Genomic DNA, 15,706 nt, shown 5'->3' on the forward strand with positions numbered 1-15,706 from the left:
GTCCGGCAGATCCCCATGTGAGTGAACGATCCGAACCTCAAACGATCACTGAAGGTTAAATTTCAAGCTAAGGTGACAGAGTGCTCGTAGTAGTCGCAGGGGTAACGTCCTGCCAAGGAGGACGGGAAAGCCGTTCCACAGGGCCAAGGAGCACAGGTGATCGGATACCAAGAAACCGGGAGGTCTGCGTAATGCAAAACGCCGAAACGGTGATAGGTGTCCTCCGTGAACGCGGTAGGTCTGGCCTGCCGTGCAACGAACTGTATCGACAGTTGTTCAACCCCGATCTGTATCTAACGGCCTACGGACGTCTTTACTCCAACCATGGAGCGATGACTCCCGGGGTCGATGGGGAGACCGTGGACGGCATGTCACTGGGGAAGATTGAGCGCATTATCGACGCGCTGCGCCACGAGCGCTATCGATTCCAACCCGTGAAGCGGACATACATCCCGAAGAAAAATGGGAAGAAAAGACCGCTAGGCTTGCCGTCGTGGTCAGATAAGCTCGTCGGCGAAGTTATCCGCCTCCTTCTGGAGGCATATTACGAACCACGATTCTCTGACAGTTCACACGGTTTCCGCCCTGGCCGAGGGTGCCACACGGCACTGACAGAAGTTGTCAATACCTGGGCTGGGGCAAACTGGTTCATCGAAGGGGACATCTCCGATTGTTTCGGATCGCTCGATCACGACGTCATGCTCGGGATTCTCGGCGAGAAGATTCACGATAACCGGTTCCTTCGGCTGTTGCGTCACATGCTAAAAGCCGGATACCTAGAGGACTGGATATGGAACGCCACGCTTAGCGGAGCCCCGCAAGGCGGAGTGGCGTCCCCCGTCCTATCCAATATCTATTTAGATAGGTTGGATAAATTTGTCGAGACCGTTCTGATACCGGAATACACCCGAGGGGTAGTTCGGAAGAACAATCCGGCCTACCGTCAGATGATCAACGCAATCGCGCGTGCCCGCTACCGTGGCGACCGAGCTACGGTCCGGGAGCTGCGTAAGCAGCTACGCAGCCTTCCTAGCAAGGATCTTCACGATCCTGGCTACCGACGGCTGCGCTACGTAAGGTACGCGGACGATCACTTGCTCGGGTTCGTCGGCCCGAAGGCCGAAGCAGAGGAAATCAAAGCACGCCTCGCGGCGTTCCTGCGCGACGATCTCAAGCTGGAACTCTCCGAGGACAAGACCCTCATTACTCATGGGCGAACCGGAGCGGCGAAATTCCTCGGCTACGAGATAACCGTCCAGCACAATCAGCAAAGGTTCACCGGTGGCCGCAGAGCGGTCAACGGTGTAATCGGCCTGCGTGTGCCCAGGGCGGCGATCAAGGCCAAGTGCGCCTCGTACATGGAGCGGGGACAGCCCGCGCGTCGGACCCAGATGGTAAACCTCGATGATCACTCAATCATCAGCAGGTTCGGGGCCGAGTACAGAGGTTATGTCCAGTACTACCTGATGGCCGGCGACGTCCACCGACTGAACCGGCTGCTATGGACCGCCCAGACCTCGATGCTCAAAACGCTTGCATGCAAGTACGACTCGACCGTGCCGAAGATGGCGGCTAAATACAAGGCCACCATCGACACTCCGCACGGTCCACGCGTCTGCATACAGGTGAGCACCGATCGAGGCGACGGCAGGAAACCACTGGTCGCACGATTCGGCGGAATTCCTCTGAAGCGGCAGAAGAAAACGGTCCTTGACGACCGTCGGCCAGGCCCGGCTACCACTCACCGCAAGGAGCTGATTTTGCGGCTCCAGGCGCGGCGATGCGAACTATGCGAGCAACAGGCGGATGTCCTCGTGCATCACGTCCGCAAGCTCGCTGACCTCGCAACCCCGGGACAGCCGCAGCCTGCATGGGCGCTAATCATGGCGAAAAAGCGACGCAAGACGCTTGTAGTCTGCGTCGCTTGCCACGACGAAATCCATGTTCGGCAACTGACCGCTGAATTCACGGAATAGTCACTGGAGAGCCGGATACTCGGAAACGGGTCCGTCCGGTTCGGAAGGGGGGCACTGGAAAAGGAACTGCTGAGCAGGCACCTCGCCAGTGTCCTACCTTGTGTCAGCGGTGCGCAACCGTCCGGAAGGCGGGGAACTCCCGGTCCGGTATTGACAGTTTGGGCCGGGAGGTCACGACGAAGGTCTACGGCGTAGTCGTGGCGAGGCCGCAGGGGCAGAGCCGGGTGCCTAACCCGTCAACCGAACAGCAGCGGACGTGGGAACCGCTCGTGTCCGTTCCCCGCGACCCGTCCAGCCAGTCGGACGGAGGGGATAGGCGCGATGCCTGCCGATGGACGCGAGCGGGGCGGAGCCGTCGTAGTACTCGGAGCCGGGGAGAGAACTCCCTGAGCGAGAAGGCCGCAAAGGCCATCCGGTACCTGGAGAAGTCCCTCGACGGGGTCGCGCCCGGCGAGGCCGTGAACGTACGGTCGGACGCCACGCTGGAGGTCCGCCTCGATCCGCCGGGGCACCATAGCGGTGACGCGGACATGGAGATCCTGCTGTGCGCCGCCGAACTTGACCGGCTTGGCGTCCAGACCCGTGTGCTGACAACGACTTCGGCCTGCACTTGCGCGCGCGGAGCATGCGTCTCATCCCGATGAGACTGCCTGCGGCCCAGCAACGGAAGCTGCCCCCGCAGTCTTCCCCAAGTCCGTGACGCCTGGGGCGGGGCGCCGGGAAGATCCCCGGTCGGGCATCAAATTCGGAGAGCCGTCTGGCAGTCCACCAGGAACGTGGCAACTACATCTGACAGCTTCTGCACTTCGCCGCTCACTTGCATGGCCGGTGGAACGTCTGCCAGCGCCACATTGTCCGCGGCCATGACCAGGACTAGGGCGGCATTCATGACCGCCATCCCCGAACGCTCCACTTCCTGGGGCCCTTCAAGCTGAACCAGTGGGTAGGCGGCCAGCAGTCGGCGCCGAATCGTGTTCAGCTCCTGTACCCACTCTTCGGGGTTCGGGGCGACGCTGTTGATCCGAAAGCCACTAGAGGCGTGAGGCTCGGCAGCGATAGCCAGCTCAGTGGCCACCCCGACGAAGGCGGCGTATGCCTCCCTTCGCTTGTCTCGCCTGTGTGTAGCCAGAGGCGCACGACGCGCGGCACGGGACGTCAAGGTGGCCGCGCCGAGTGCTCCAGCAGCACCAACGATGACGCCGGCCAGGGTCCATAACTCAGCGTTCATGCCAGGAGTTTAGGGCCGTCTTGGGGCGGTCGCCGCCGGGGCAACCTGCCCCGGCGGCGCGTCCCCTCCCGAGCCCGTGATGGCGTCGTTGCTGAATCAGTCAGCGCCGTGCTCCAGCCCGCCGGCGATGTCGGCGCCGAGGCCGTAGCCGGGGCTGTCATCGAGAAGCTCCTTACGGCGGTTGTAGCGCTGGGTGGTGCGGGAGTCCTTGTGGTCGGCCCAGCGCTGGACCTTGTCCGGGCGGGCGTCCGGCTTGGCCAGGGCGTGGGTGACGCCGTCGCCCTTGACGCCGTGCGGACTCGTACGGGAAGGTTGGCGCGCCTGGCCAGCGCGGCGCACAGCCGCCACACGGCAGGTCTCGTCGAGCTGGGCGCCGGACGACGTGCAGAACAGCCACCCCTCGGTGCGGCCGTCGAGGTAGTCCTGGAGCGCGTCCCAGGTGACCGGCGGGATCGGCTTCGTCTTCCAGCCGCCGCCCTTGACCTTCACGCGCAGAACATGGTGGCCCTTGTCGTACCCGAGGTGCTCCACGCGGGCGTTGAGCAGGGAGTCGATGCGCAGGCAGAGGGTGTACAGCATCAGCAGCAGGGCGTATGCCCGCTTGCGGTACGCCGCGACCCGGTGGTGGTCCCGGGCGGTGACGACGAGCTTCGCCCATTCCTGTTCGGTGTAGCCGGGGGTGGGCGAGTAGTCCGGGTCGATCACCGGCCGCTGGACCGCGTCGAAGGGGTTCTTCACGCCGTCGTCGCTGACCACGTCCAGGTAGGTGAAGAACGAGGAGGCCGACGACAGGGCGTTCGCACGCGAAGCGTCCGAGTACGGCTTGCCCGTCCGGGCGCCGGGCCGCGTGCAGCAAGAGCATCATCAGCGATCTCGAACACGAGCGCAGATCGCCGACGCTCCCGATCGCGCTCACTCTGGACAGGGCCCTCGGGGCAGGCGGCAGACTGGTCTCCTTAGCCGAAGCTCAACGACAGCGCTTGAGCAAGGAGACGGCCGAAGCAGGTGCGGACAGTGCCGTGGACGGTCTCCTGCGGGAATGGGACGACGTGTGGCGCAGAGACTTCCTCAAAAGCGCGGGCGCCGCCGGTGCCGCCCTGGCCACCGGCCTGGGCGCGGGCCCTACGGCCACCGCGGGCGGCCGTGACCTGATGGACGCCCACATCGCACTCAGAGCCGCCCACGGAAGGCTGGACAACTTACGCGGAGCGTCCGCCGTCTACGCCCACGCCGTCGGCCACCACCAGCAGATCCTCGCCTGGCACGCCACCGCCGCCAGCCCTGCCGAGCGGCAGCAGATCGCCGCGCTCGCCGCCGATACCGGCGGCTTCGTCGGCTTCCTCACCTACGACCTGGGCATGGCCGAGAACGCCGCCACGCACTACCGCGACGCCGCCGCCCACGCCCGCCAGGCCGGCGACCTCTCCTCCTGCATCAACCTCATCGGCCAGATGAGCCGGATCCTCACCGACCAGGGGCACTACCGCCGCGCCCTCACCCTCGCCGACGGCGCCCTTCATCTGGCCGGCACCAAGGCCCACCCCGCCGTCCGGTCCTGGCTGCACGCCGTCCGCGCCCACCACCACGCCTGCCTCGGCGACGCCCGCACCACCCAGACCGATCTCGCCACCGCCTGGAAACTGCTGGAGCGCGCCGACGACGGCGAGAAACCCCTCTACATCGGCTACCTGGACGCCGCCGAGCTCAACAAGTGGACCGGCCACGCCATGGCCCGTCTCGGCCAGAAAACCCCGTCCCTCCTGCGCGCCGGCCAGACCGCTCTCGACGAAGCCCTCGCGGCCTGGCCCGCCACCAGCGTCCGCGGCTCAGCCGAGGTACTCACCGCAAGCGCCCGCATCCACACCGCCCGCGGCGACCGGGACACCGCCGCCGACCTCGCCTCACAAGCCGTGGCCATCGCCACCCAAACCGGATCGGCCAGGAACCTGCGCACCGCCCTGACCGCCGCAAACGGATGAAAACGGTGTTGCACCGCGCTCGGCACTTGCCCGGGGAGCGAGCCCGGCCGTCGGCCCCGGCCGGTGTTCCTGGAGCTGCCCGCACCCGTCGTCGCCGACGCCCCCGGCTACCACCAGGTCACCACCGCCAAGCTGGCCGCCCAAGCCGGAGACACCTGGAGCCGATACGCCGCTGGAGATCACCTACGGTCACCATCCGGCTGGGCACCACAGCGAACTGACGACAGTTAAATCAGTACCGAGGCCGGGCACACCGATCGAGTACCGGACGCCGGCACGTATTGAGGGGCGGGGTCTGAATCGGTGCCGACCATCCTCGGCTACGTCAGCGCCAAGTGGTGGCCGACTGCTGGCCGCCAAGGTCGAGGTGCGGCACGGTCTTCGCGTACGCGGCCTCGACGTCCTCGGGGTTCCCGGCGAACTGGTACTTCTCCCAGGCGGACTGGCGAGTCACGCCGAGCGCGTCGGCGAGCTTCTGCCAGGGCTCCTTCCGGTACCGGGCGCGAGCCACGGCCACCACACGCAGCGGCTCGGTTCGCCCCTCCAGCTCACGCAGTGCGGCCAGCGTGGCGAGCGGTTGCTGCTGGGCCAGCGAGTACAACCGGCCGAACAGGTCGTCCAGGTCGTCGGCGACGTCGACCGGATACATCGCCTCGGTCTTGGCCGCGAGGTGCTTTTCCCAGTCGGCCTTCACCGCGACCGCTGCTTTCGCCGGGCTGTCGCTGACCGGATGGGAGGGGCCGTGCCAGGCGCACTGGCACTCGGCACGCAGTGCGGCCGGTGCCCCGGAGCGCAGGTCGAAGGTGACGAGCCCGGTGTTCTGCCAGGAGTCCTCTTCCTGCCAGGCGTGCCCATTCCAGATCCGGCGGTCCGGCGCCCCGGAAGCATTGAGGGCACGGGCCAGCCCCTCGTGCTCGCGGCGCCCATCACGCTCGTCGTTCCACATGTCAGTTCCCCTCTCCAGATCAACGCAGGATGTCAGGGTAGCCTGACATCCCGTCTTCTGTCAGGCTCTCCTGACAGTTCGGCTGGAAGTTGTCGACCGGCGCGGCGGCGGACCCCCTCTCCCGGACCGTGCGGCCGCCTTCAGGGGAATGTCCGTGTGGCCGATTACTCTCGCTCACATGAACGAACCCACCGCCGCCCCTTTCGATCCGTACGGCTTCCCTCCTGACCTGATCGCTGCCCAGAAGCGGGCTGCTGATCTGTATGCGGAGCTGCACCGTTTCCAGGCGACGCTGGGCTGGTCGCGGGAGCCGCACGAGGGGTGGAGCGACGTCGGGTCGGGGCAGTGGCGCGAATCGGCGCGGCCCCGGACGGCCGGGTGGGAGGAGCAGGAAGCCGCGGAGTACGACCGGCTGTGGCGGGAGCTGCGTGATGCTGCCGCCCTGGTCTACACCCACCCGCACTGGGCGAAGTGCCCAGACGCGTACAAGGCGCGGCAGGCACTCAAGCAGGTCCCCGAAGCTCTGCCCACCGCTGTACCCGGGCCGGGGCAGGCCGACGTCGTCGCGGCCGCGTGAGCACCCGGGCAAAGGCCGCGGAGTAGCTCCCCCGTGCCTCCCCACACTGATGCTCTTACGCTGGTCACAGGGGGTGCTAGGAGGATCTGCATGCCTGTCCTGCTGTCGACCGCGATCAGCTTCGGGCTGGTGACCATCCCTGTGGCGGTGGTGCCGGCGACCGAGTCCCACAGCGTCAGCTTCCGGCAGATCCATTTGGAGGATCTGGGCCGGGTGCGGAACCGGCGCGTGTGCGAGGAGTGCGGGAAGCAGCTTGTGCAGGACGAGATCGGTCGCGGCTGGGAGCTGCCCGACGGGTCGCTGATGGAGGTCACAGACGAGGACCTGGACAGTCTGCCGCTGGAGCACGTCCGGGCGATCGAGGTCATCGGTTTTAACCAGGCCGAGTCCGTGAACCCGATCTCGCTCGGCCACTCGTATTATTTGGCGGCCAAGGGCGCCATAGCCGCGAAGCCGTACACGCTGATCACCAAGGCTTTGCAGCGGACCGACAAGATCGCTGTAGTCCGCTACTCGTTGCGCGACCGGACTCGGCTCGGCCTGCTGCGGGTCAAGGACGACGTGCTCCTGCTGCAGCAGCTGCTCGCGCCGGACGAAGTCCGCTCGCCCACGCTGGTCGGAGCTCCCGAAGCGGACGTCGACAACGACGAGGTGCAGGGCGCGCTCCAGCTCGCGGAGGCCTTCGACGCGGAAGACCTGTCCGACTTCCGCGACACGTACACCGACGCCCTCACCGAGATCATCAACGCCAAGATCGAAGGCCGCGAGGCGCCGGCAGTCCCGGAACAGGAAGCGCCGGGCGCCCCGGTCGTGGACCTGATGGCCGCGCTGAACGAGTCCGTCGCCAAGGCCCGCGCCACACGCGGCGACACCGGCCAGGACGCCACCGTCCACAAGATGACCACCCCGAAAAAGCGGGCCGCCAAGAAGTCCACCACGGCGACCGTCAAGAAGGCCGCGGCGAAGAAGACAGCCGCCAAGAAGGCGAGCGGACGCAAACCGCGAAGCGCCTGAGAGCAGCAGACGCCGGAGTACCTGCTCCTCCTGCCCTGCCGGCGATCTGATCGGCTCTGTCGAGGGCCCGCTTCGCATGTCAAAGTTGTCCTGTCAGGGGGATCACGACGAGGGGGTTGGGTGCGTGGTGGGACCCGCGCCTCGACTGTGGGTCCCACCCCGGTGTGAAGGGATCAGCGCAGCAGAAGAGCGCCGGGCACCTGCTCGTCGAAGATTTCGATCAACCGGTCGAAGATCGTCTGCCCCTCGCTGGCACGCGCCGCGGCAAGCTCCTTGCGGGACTGGCCGTCGGATGGTCGGCGACCGGGTCGACATGGTCTTTCCAGTGCTGGGTATCACCTGCTGAGGTCGAACACGCCCCACGCGGTGAACGGCTCGGCCTGGACGTAGATCCTGCTTCCTCGGCTGACGACATGCCGGCGGCCGGGGGCAGGGCCATCGGGCAGGGTGAGCAGGCCGACTTCCTTTGGCTCGACGGATGTTTCGGTGAGCTCGCCGTGGGCGAGTCGGTCCCGCTCCTCGCCGTAGCCGCCGTAGAAGGCGACCCGCTCGCCGTGGACGGCCGCCGCCTTGGCGCCCCGTATACGGTTCGCCCACACCCTCACGGGCCGGTCGGGGCGGTTGGGGCGTATCTCGACGAGCGGGAAGTCCGTGTATGGGCACGCCCAGGCGGCGGTGCCCGACACGTTCAGGGCGTAGCAGTCGAAGAGACCGGGGATGCGGGCGCCGTCTGACGTCCAGGCGAGCCGGCCCGTGGCGCTCCAGCGGCGGATTCCGGCCGGGTTCTCGTCGAAGTGCCCGACCCAGATATGGCCAGCCTCGTCCACGAGCAGGTGCTCGATGGCGTCCCCGACGGAGAAGGACGAGGTCTCGCGGCCGAGCGCGTCGAAGACCTGGACCTGGTTCGCGTCCTCGTACCGGCGGGCGCGAGACGCGGCGACGACGAACCTGCCGTCGGGCAGGCGGTCCAGGTGCGGCCAGCGGGCCCGCACGGCGCTCAGCTCGGTGAGTTCGACGTCGCCGCCCGGATGGACGGAGACGACCAGGGCGTCGAAGGGCAGACCTTCGCCGCCGGGCTGCGGAGCGCGTTCGGTAAGCAGCCAGTGGGCGGCGCCGAAGACGTCGACGGTACTGGTCAGGACGTGGCGGTCGTGGTGCGATCGGGGAGGTGGGCGTAGGGAATGAGGGCGGTCTTCTGCACGGGCGGGCTCTCCTGGGTGGGTGGTCACGGCCATTGGGCGCTGCGGTGAGCGGCGGTCGGCGGCGCGCGAGCGGCGGAGAGGGGAGCGGGGCGCCTAGACGGCATGGCCCTTTCTGGTCGTCATGAGGTGATCATCGTCGACGTCCGACCGCGTGACAAACCTTTTCGGCGGGCCGCCCCCGTTGATCGAATGCTGCGAGAGCCGGGACCTGACGGCACTCGCCGTAGTTGGCCCATGCTGCCAACTACATGCTCAGCTTCGGTCTCCCCCGGCGTCACGCAGGCAGTTTCAGGTCAGCAGAGGATTGCCCCTGAGGTTGGCTTCCCCGCACGGCCAGGGACCCTCGGCCAGGGGACCCAGCGGTGTACGGAAGACCAGGACCTCGTTGTCCAAGGAGACTGCGACACTGCCTTCGTTCAGCAGCATCGCACGACCGATGACCGCTCGGTTGTCGTCCATGGCGAACAGTTCGTGTCCGGCGAGGTCCGCGTCAACGGCGATCAGCTTGCCGTCTCGCCAGAACACCGCGGTCCCCTCGTGGTCCATCGCAGGGTAGGAGGTGTAGTAGCCCGTCAACGCCGGCCCGGCCACGAGGATGCCGTCCGGTGCGAGCCGCCGAAACCGCGACTTCGAAGGCAGGTGGTTTTCGAGCTCGGGGCCGCTGGCGCTGCCGTCCTTGCCCACGAGTATCGCCCCGTGGCTGGCCCAGCGGGCGGTTTCGGCGCCGTCCCGGCCGAAGCGGCCGGTCGTGAACGCGCCGTAGCCCTGGGATCCGATCAGGAACTGGCCGGGGCCAGCTATTGCCTTCCGGCCTGTGGGGGCGGGCGAGGTGGCCGAGACGGTCGCGCCATTGTCCAGGTCGAGGAAGAACGTCCTCCCGATGCCGCCCCGTGTGTCGGTGAAGCTGGCTGCGATGCGGTCGGCCGATACAAGCAGTGGCTCCCAGTGGTCTACGCCGATCTCCTGCGGGTCCCAATGTCTACGCGGCCGGCTCTCCCATCCGGTCCGGTCCCCCATCTCCACCACACCCGGGAACGACACGGCACCGAGCGTGATCGGTGTGGACCAGAGGCATTCGCCCTCTCGCGTGTACCGGGACACTCGGGGCTCCGGTACAGAGGTGGGACGGCTTCGTTCCCCACGGACCAGGCGGGAGGCACTGACCCAGGAAATGACGAACCCGTCGTCGAGGAGGACGAACGTGCCGATCTCCTCATCGGGGCGGCACTCCGGGCGGGCGGTGGGCCCAGGGGAACCGTCCGGCAGAACACCTTCCAGCAGCCAGCCGTCGCGATCCGGATAGGCGACCCACAGTGTGCCGTCCGTGGCCAGACGGGATTGCGGCCTGCCTGTCCCGGGGTAGGTCCGCTGCCACGCCACCGTGCCCGAAAGGTCGACCCTCGTGATCACGGTCTCCAGGGGGTTTTTGCCGTAACTGGTCACGGTCAGCGGCCCGGAGGGATCGGACGTGGCCACGGCCCGGACCTGGCCCGGCAGGGTGAAGCGCGATGAGAGGGGCATACGTCCGCATCTTGCCGCATGCCTCCGTCCGCAGCGGTGGGGCCCTCTGCAGCACTCATCTGGACCAACTGGAACGCTCAGTTGTGACTGAGCACGGGGGCCCGATGGACAACTCCGATACTCAGGGCTTCGGGACACCGCCCCTATCACCTTGGGCTTCGGCGATGGCGATCTCGGCGACGCGGTGAAGAGCGCTTTGGTACGCGCCTCGGCGTTGCCGGGGCTGCATATGCCAGGCGCGGAGAGGGTCGGCGGCCGGGTGGAGCGACCCTAGGGGGAATCCGAGGTAGCGCGCGGCGGAGCGGCGGGAGTATCCGGTGGCCATCTGGACAAGGCGAATCGGCGCGTCCCGCAGCAGTTGCCGTCTTGGTGCGTCGAGTTCGTCCAGCGGGGCGGCCCAGTTCTCAGCCCAGACAACGGGGATGGTGCGGGGGTCGAGTCGGCCCCGGTGGGTTGCGGGCTGGGGGAAGCGGGCGAGCGGGCCGGCGGCCGTCTGAGGGCTCCGGATGCTCCTGCCGATGACTGCGGTCATTGTGGGTGAGCAGTATGGGGCGTGCTGGCGGAGCCGGATGTGGGCGGTGCTGGTCGGGGACAGGGCTGACAGGCGCCGTGCGAGGGTGTGGTGTCCGCTCGGGTCGTCAAGGATCGCCACGGTGAGGGCCATCAGGGCCGCCGCCGGTAGAGGGTCGGCGGGCGGGTGTCCAAAGGCCCGCGCCACCCGTCCGTCCCCCAGGGCTGCCGTGCGTTCAGGGTGGGGACGGCGAAGAGCGTCGACATGGGCCGCGACCGCGTCCATCGCCCCGGGATCCGCTTACGGCCTCGGGGGAAATTGAGATCTGGGTGTGCTGGCCTGGCGGTTCGGCTGGGGGGTGATCAGCAGGCAGCGTCGCGGACGAGGACGAGCTCGGTGCTCGCCTGTCGGCGGGTGGCCCGCTGGGCGGATCGGTCGGAGACGAGGCCGGCGATCGCGAGGTGGGTCTCGGCGTAGGTGTCGCGCCGTCCGGTGAACCGGCGCAGGGGCGCCCACTGGCGGAGCTCGGCGTTGGTGTGCTCGACGCAGATCCGGGCCGAGGACTGGCGGCGCCTGGCCTCCTGCCAGGCGTACTTGTCGCCGTCGCACGCCTCGTCCGCGGGCTTCTTCGGCGGTGCGCTGACCTGGTCGGGGAACTCCTTGGCCAGCCCCTGGTACCCGGAGTCGACCCGGGCCTTGACCATGGGACGGGTCCGGAACTGCTCGGCGATGCCCTCGGTGCGTAGGGCGGTCTGATCGTGCATGCGGCCCGGCCGGACCGCGCCGGACAGCAGCATGCGGCCCTGGCCGTCGCTGAACGTGGTGGTCTTGATGGTGTTCTGCCTGCGCTTGCCGGAGACGAACGCCCGGCGGCCCGGGCGTCCCGCCTGAGGGCGGCGGACCTGGGTCTCGGCCCCGTCCATCCGCAGCTCGACGCCCTCGGCCTCGGCATAGGCGAAGACGTCCTCCAGGGTCTTCAGCCGCAGTCCCGCCCGGTCGGGTACGGCGAACCCGCGGGCCGCGAGGAGCGGACGGACCTCACGGATGGCCTCGGAGACGGTGGAGCGGTCCACGGCGAAGAGTTCGGCGAGGACCGCGTGCGGCAACTGGTGGCGCAGATGGACCAGGGTGACCAGCAACCGTTCGAAGAAGACCAGCTTCGGCTTGCGCCCAGCCCCTTCCGCCCGCCGGCGCGGGCCACCCCGTGCCGCACGCAACGCGGACTGGCGGGCCGCTTCCCACGGCCTGGCGAGTTCGGCGAACAACTCGCCGAAATGTGCGCGGGAGACACCGGACAGGGCAGGATGGGAACAGACCGCACGGGCCCAGGTCAGCTTCACAACTCACCCAACCCGTGCGGTCCTTCTCATGTCACGGCCCGACCGGGGCGATCACTATTTCCCCCAAGGCCGTAAGACCTCGCAGGCCACGGGCCAACTGCCACGGATGGCCGAGACGGTCGTGCGGACGTCGTTGAAGAAGCACTGGGCTGACACCTGTTGCACGGTCAGCGCCCGGCGCTCGGCGAGACTCTCGAAGCCGCGTCCGCGACCACTGGCCTCCACGAACGCCAGACCAGGGCGATGCCGCTGCCCCGGGCGCCACGAGAACGATCGGACAGGCCGGGCACGGCGGGCCTCGCGGACCTGCGCCAGCTCGCCCGCGACAGCAACCGCAGAGAGGAGAGGGCATCGTGATGGACCACCTGAGCTCCCGGCAGGAGCGCATCCTCGCCTGCATCAGGGAGTGGATCGCCGAGACAGGCGAGGCCCCGAGCATCCGCCAGATCGGTGAGGCCGTCGGCCTCTCGTCCACCTCGTCCGTGGTCTACCAGCTCGGCCGTCTCGAAGACCGCGGGCTGATCAAACGCGGCCGCCGCTGGCGGGACTGCCGCATCAGCTGAGGAAGGGACGGCCGTCATGAGGCACATCGACGAGCCGGAGCAGGCGCCGCCCTGGCGGCCGGAGCTCGGTCCCCCGCCGGTCGTACGGATATTTAAGGGGCTCTCTGATTCACTGAGGCACATGGGAATCGGGGCACTCATCACACAGACACGACTGCTGGCAGCACACGAGGCGCGGTGGATGGCGAGCCTCGGGCTGTGGGTGGCTCGGCGCTCGCACGGGGTCGGGGAAACGGAAATTGCTGTCGGGTACGCGCGTGCTCAGGCGCCGACGGCGTACGGGCTGGTGTTCGTGTTCGTGGTCGAGACGGTCGGGGTGTCCTTCATGCTCGCCGCGTATCCGGTCGCCCACCTGGTCATGCTACTTCTCGACATCTACACGGTGCTTCTGGTCTTGGGGCTGCACGCCGCCGCCGTCACACGCCCACACGTCGTGGGGCCGGGCGAGCTGCGGGTGCGGCGCGGAGCCCGGCTCGATCTGCGGATACCCCTGGAACGGATCGCGTCCGCCCGTTACGACCTCCGCTTCCCGGACGCGAACACGTCCGAGGACGGTGTGCTGGACGTGGCCATCGCGTCGCAGACCTCGATCACTATCGAGCTGACCCAACCAGTCACCACCGTAAGTCTGTTGGGGCAGCGTAGGGAGGTTCATACAGTCCGCTGCCACGCCGACGAACCGCAGGCCGCCGTCGCGGCGATCAAGAAGCTGCTGCCGGTAGACAGCTGACAGGGCCGACCCTGTCACCGCGGGTCGGTCATTCGGGACTGCGGACCGTGACATGAGACGGGCCGTACGAGTTGGGTGAGCTGTGAAGCTGACCTGGGCCCGTGCTGCCTCCTCCCATCCAGCCCTGTCCGGTGTCTCCCGCGTGCACTTCGGCGAGCTGCTCGAAGTACTCGCGGCTCCGTGGGAGGCAGCGCGCGAGTCCGCGCTACGTGATCAGCGTGGCGGTTCCCGGCACCGCTCGGTGGGGGCCGGGCGCAAGTCGAAACTGGTCTTCGTCGATCGGTTGCTGGCCACCCATGACCAGAGTGGCGATCACCCGATCGGTGAAAACCAGCTGATGATCCGGACCTCCGCCTTCGGCGCGCAGACGCTCGTGACCTCGACGTTCACGCAGCCGGGCGTCCTCCCGTGCCACCCAGAGCTCGGCCAACCCGGCGATGATCCTGCCGAGTTGATTCCGTGAGACGCCAGTGCAGATACGATGCGAAAGAGCCGTACGGGCCAGGTATTGCGTCACAACAACACCAACCCGTACGACTCACTTCACGTCACGGCCTGAATCATCACTCGCTGTCGTACACCACGTCGTAAACGCCAAGCTAAGATATTGCTCAACCGGAATGAGAACTGCTCACTCATTCTGAGACGCTACAGCGACGACGCGACGTGTAGGTTCTCAGTTCTGATGGCCATTGCTGACGGCTCAACCTGCGGCTTCTTGGTTGGCTCACTTGGCGGCCATGCTTGGTTCGTCTCACGATCTTGGCCAATGTCCGGCGGCGTGCAGTCTTTCGCCTGGGTCACGACGCTGGCGCCCCGCACCGGCAGTCCAGTGATGAGGCAATCACCGCCTCCACGGACGGGCCACCGCTCGTGGGAAGTGCCGCGCGCCTCTGGGTGCACTCGGGCCCGCGCGCTGCGGTCAGGGCATGAGTGACCAACTCCGTCCGTAGGGTCAGTCGGCCGGGCGCATGGCTTCGGCGATGGCTGTAGTGACCTGCGGCATTTCCCAGTACTCCGAGTGGGTCCACAGTCCGGCGCTGGCGATATGGCGCACGGGGACGTCGAGGGGTGATGTTCCGTCGGCGAGGCGGAAGACACGTGAGGCGGCGAAGGCCAGGACGTCGAGCGGTTGCCACAAATTCGTCCAGCGGGCCAGGGATGGTGGTAGGGCGACCGGCTCCTCGTGACGATACGGGAGGAGTTGGCCGCCGCGCGGATCACACAGGTGGAAGTAGGCGGACTGGGAGCCGAAGGTGACCAGCGAGGAGATCCACAGTGGGTGCTGGGCGGTGGCCATGTCGACGGCGATCACGCCACCCAGGCTGTGTGCGGCCACCCGTACCCGGTGGTCAGGGCTGGTGCCCAGGAGTGGGTCGACGGCGGCGATCTGTTCCCGCACCCGTGCCTGGATGGCAGCGCGGTGGCGCTGGTAGACCAGCACGTCGCCCAGGAAGCGTGTGCTTGCAGGACCGTAGCGGGTGCGCAGGCTGTGGTTGACCCGTCCGGCGACCGCCTGCATGGCGGCGCCGGCGACCCGGTCGAGGTTGGCCAGGCGGCGACGGATCAGGCCGCGCTGCTTCTCCCGGTCTGCTCCCGGTCCACGCAGTCCTGCGTACGAGTCGTCCGCCTCGGATGTCACTGCCTCGGCGATGGCTCTCCCCGTCTCACGGAGCAGGGCCTCGTCGTCGGTGCTCGACAGCCAGCGCGTGGAGGACCACTGTTCGGCCAGAGTCTGCAAGACGAACTGCTCCGTCTCGGGATTCCAGTCGCTGGTGCGCAGCCCACTGTCCCCGTCGCTGCCCAAGGCGTCGCGGACACCCACGTGGACCGGGGGCGGAGGGTCCATGCCCAGACCCGCGGCCGCGGTGCCGCCCAGCAGCGCGGTGAGGACCTCAACAGCATCAGCGTCTTCGGGAGCCTCGTCGCGTAGCCCGGAGCTGTGTCGCAGCGCCAGCGCCAGGTCGACGAACGTGTCGTCGGCGCCAAGGTCGCCCCAGTAGATCGGCGACACAGCGAGCCCCGCAGACGCCCCGAGTGCGCCGACGGTCATCATGAAGCCGTCACGGTCGCGGTTACCTACGCCATGGATCACGAAGACCGGCTCATCCATGCTTCT

15 protein-coding genes are annotated in these 15,706 nt (G+C 67.6%); 7 read left to right on the forward strand and 8 right to left on the reverse strand.

The genetic code is table 11. The annotated features are described in order from the left end of the window. The first annotated feature begins 191 nt into the window (after positions 1-191). Positions 192-1,976, forward strand: a complete 1,785-nt coding sequence (locus tag OG293_RS33005) for a reverse transcriptase domain-containing protein (RefSeq protein WP_406002396.1) — start codon at positions 192-194, stop codon at positions 1,974-1,976. A gap of 739 nt (positions 1,977-2,715) precedes the next feature. Here OG293_RS33005 and OG293_RS33010 read toward each other — a convergent pair. Both OG293_RS33010 and OG293_RS33015 read right to left on the reverse strand, forming a co-directional pair. Further along, positions 2,716-3,204, reverse strand: coding sequence for a hypothetical protein (locus tag OG293_RS33010; protein ID WP_406002397.1), 489 nt, complete (start codon positions 3,202-3,204; stop codon positions 2,716-2,718). A 96-nt stretch (positions 3,205-3,300) separates the two neighbouring features. Continuing rightward, a complete protein-coding gene (locus OG293_RS33015; RefSeq protein ID WP_406002398.1) occupies positions 3,301-3,960 on the reverse strand; it encodes a tyrosine-type recombinase/integrase in 660 nt (219 codons plus the stop codon). A gap of 224 nt (positions 3,961-4,184) precedes the next feature. Here OG293_RS33015 and OG293_RS33020 point away from each other — a divergent pair, with 224 nt between their 5' ends. After that, positions 4,185-5,183 carry a twin-arginine translocation signal domain-containing protein gene (locus OG293_RS33020; protein WP_406002399.1) on the forward strand — a complete coding sequence of 333 codons (999 nt, stop codon included), beginning with the start codon at positions 4,185-4,187 and terminating at the stop codon, positions 5,181-5,183. 325 nt (positions 5,184-5,508) lie between these two features. Here OG293_RS33020 and OG293_RS33025 read toward each other — a convergent pair whose 3' ends face one another. Continuing rightward, on the reverse strand, positions 5,509-6,129 hold the full coding sequence (locus tag OG293_RS33025) for a hypothetical protein (RefSeq protein WP_406002400.1): 621 nt from the start codon (positions 6,127-6,129) through the stop codon (positions 5,509-5,511). A gap of 178 nt (positions 6,130-6,307) precedes the next feature. Here OG293_RS33025 and OG293_RS33030 point away from each other — a divergent pair, with 178 nt between their 5' ends. Further along, complete coding sequence (locus OG293_RS33030) at positions 6,308-6,706, forward strand: hypothetical protein (RefSeq protein ID WP_406002401.1); 399 nt, start codon at positions 6,308-6,310, stop codon at positions 6,704-6,706. 90 nt (positions 6,707-6,796) lie between these two features. After that, a complete protein-coding gene (locus tag OG293_RS33035; RefSeq protein ID WP_406002402.1) occupies positions 6,797-7,720 on the forward strand; it encodes a Ku protein in 924 nt (307 codons plus the stop codon). Positions 7,721-8,055: 335 nt separating this feature from the next. Here the strand turns inward: OG293_RS33035 and OG293_RS33040 are convergent, their stop codons facing one another. From OG293_RS33040 to OG293_RS33055, 4 genes are all read right to left on the reverse strand, one after another. Continuing rightward, positions 8,056-8,955, reverse strand: coding sequence for a hypothetical protein (locus tag OG293_RS33040; RefSeq protein WP_406002403.1), 900 nt, complete (start codon positions 8,953-8,955; stop codon positions 8,056-8,058). A gap of 255 nt (positions 8,956-9,210) precedes the next feature. Beyond that, a complete protein-coding gene (locus OG293_RS33045) occupies positions 9,211-10,443 on the reverse strand; it encodes a hypothetical protein (protein WP_406002404.1) in 1,233 nt (410 codons plus the stop codon). 121 nt (positions 10,444-10,564) lie between these two features. Next, positions 10,565-11,239 carry a hypothetical protein gene (locus OG293_RS33050; protein ID WP_406002405.1) on the reverse strand — a complete coding sequence of 225 codons (675 nt, stop codon included), beginning with the start codon at positions 11,237-11,239 and terminating at the stop codon, positions 10,565-10,567. 77 nt (positions 11,240-11,316) lie between these two features. Further along, positions 11,317-12,294 (reverse strand): transposase family protein, encoded by a 978-nt coding sequence (locus tag OG293_RS33055; protein WP_331752170.1) that lies wholly within the window; start codon positions 12,292-12,294, stop codon positions 11,317-11,319. 356 nt (positions 12,295-12,650) lie between these two features. Here OG293_RS33055 and OG293_RS33060 point away from each other — a divergent pair, with 356 nt between their 5' ends. The 3 genes from OG293_RS33060 to OG293_RS33070 all read left to right on the forward strand — a co-directional run bounded on the left by OG293_RS33060 (position 12,651) and on the right by OG293_RS33070 (position 14,050). Then, entirely contained in the window at positions 12,651-12,857 is a 207-nt protein-coding gene (locus OG293_RS33060; protein WP_406002406.1) for a LexA family protein, read from the forward strand. A gap of 16 nt (positions 12,858-12,873) precedes the next feature. Beyond that, entirely contained in the window at positions 12,874-13,587 is a 714-nt protein-coding gene (locus tag OG293_RS33065; protein WP_406002407.1) for a hypothetical protein, read from the forward strand. 82 nt (positions 13,588-13,669) lie between these two features. Then, the gene (locus tag OG293_RS33070) at positions 13,670-14,050 is read left to right on the forward strand and encodes a hypothetical protein (protein WP_406002408.1); all 381 of its coding nucleotides are present in this window, start codon (positions 13,670-13,672) and stop codon (positions 14,048-14,050) included. Positions 14,051-14,542: 492 nt separating this feature from the next. Here the strand turns inward: OG293_RS33070 and OG293_RS33075 are convergent, their stop codons facing one another. Next, complete coding sequence (locus OG293_RS33075) at positions 14,543-15,700, reverse strand: hypothetical protein (RefSeq protein WP_406002409.1); 1,158 nt, start codon at positions 15,698-15,700, stop codon at positions 14,543-14,545. Positions 15,701-15,706: the final 6 nt, after the last annotated feature.

It is taken from the genome of Streptomyces sp. NBC_00829 (genome assembly GCF_045161795.1).
GTDB lineage: Bacteria > Actinomycetota > Actinomycetes > Streptomycetales > Streptomycetaceae > Streptomyces.

Coding starts and splice junctions, on each gene's coding strand:
- OG293_RS33005 (WP_406002396.1), top strand. CDS start 192: ATGCAAAACGCCGAAACGGTGATAGGTGTCCTCCGTGAACGCGGTAGG.
- OG293_RS33010 (WP_406002397.1), bottom strand. CDS start 3,204: ATGAACGCTGAGTTATGGACCCTGGCCGGCGTCATCGTTGGTGCTGCT.
- OG293_RS33025 (WP_406002400.1), bottom strand. CDS start 6,129: ATGTGGAACGACGAGCGTGATGGGCGCCGCGAGCACGAGGGGCTGGCC.
- OG293_RS33030 (WP_406002401.1), top strand. CDS start 6,308: ATGAACGAACCCACCGCCGCCCCTTTCGATCCGTACGGCTTCCCTCCT.
- OG293_RS33035 (WP_406002402.1), top strand. CDS start 6,797: ATGCCTGTCCTGCTGTCGACCGCGATCAGCTTCGGGCTGGTGACCATC.
- OG293_RS33040 (WP_406002403.1), bottom strand. CDS start 8,955: ATGGCCGTGACCACCCACCCAGGAGAGCCCGCCCGTGCAGAAGACCGC.
- OG293_RS33045 (WP_406002404.1), bottom strand. CDS start 10,443: ATGCCCCTCTCATCGCGCTTCACCCTGCCGGGCCAGGTCCGGGCCGTG.
- OG293_RS33050 (WP_406002405.1), bottom strand. CDS start 11,239: ATGGACGCGGTCGCGGCCCATGTCGACGCTCTTCGCCGTCCCCACCCT.
- OG293_RS33060 (WP_406002406.1), top strand. CDS start 12,651: ATGGACCACCTGAGCTCCCGGCAGGAGCGCATCCTCGCCTGCATCAGG.
- OG293_RS33065 (WP_406002407.1), top strand. CDS start 12,874: ATGAGGCACATCGACGAGCCGGAGCAGGCGCCGCCCTGGCGGCCGGAG.
- OG293_RS33075 (WP_406002409.1), bottom strand. CDS start 15,700: ATGGATGAGCCGGTCTTCGTGATCCATGGCGTAGGTAACCGCGACCGT.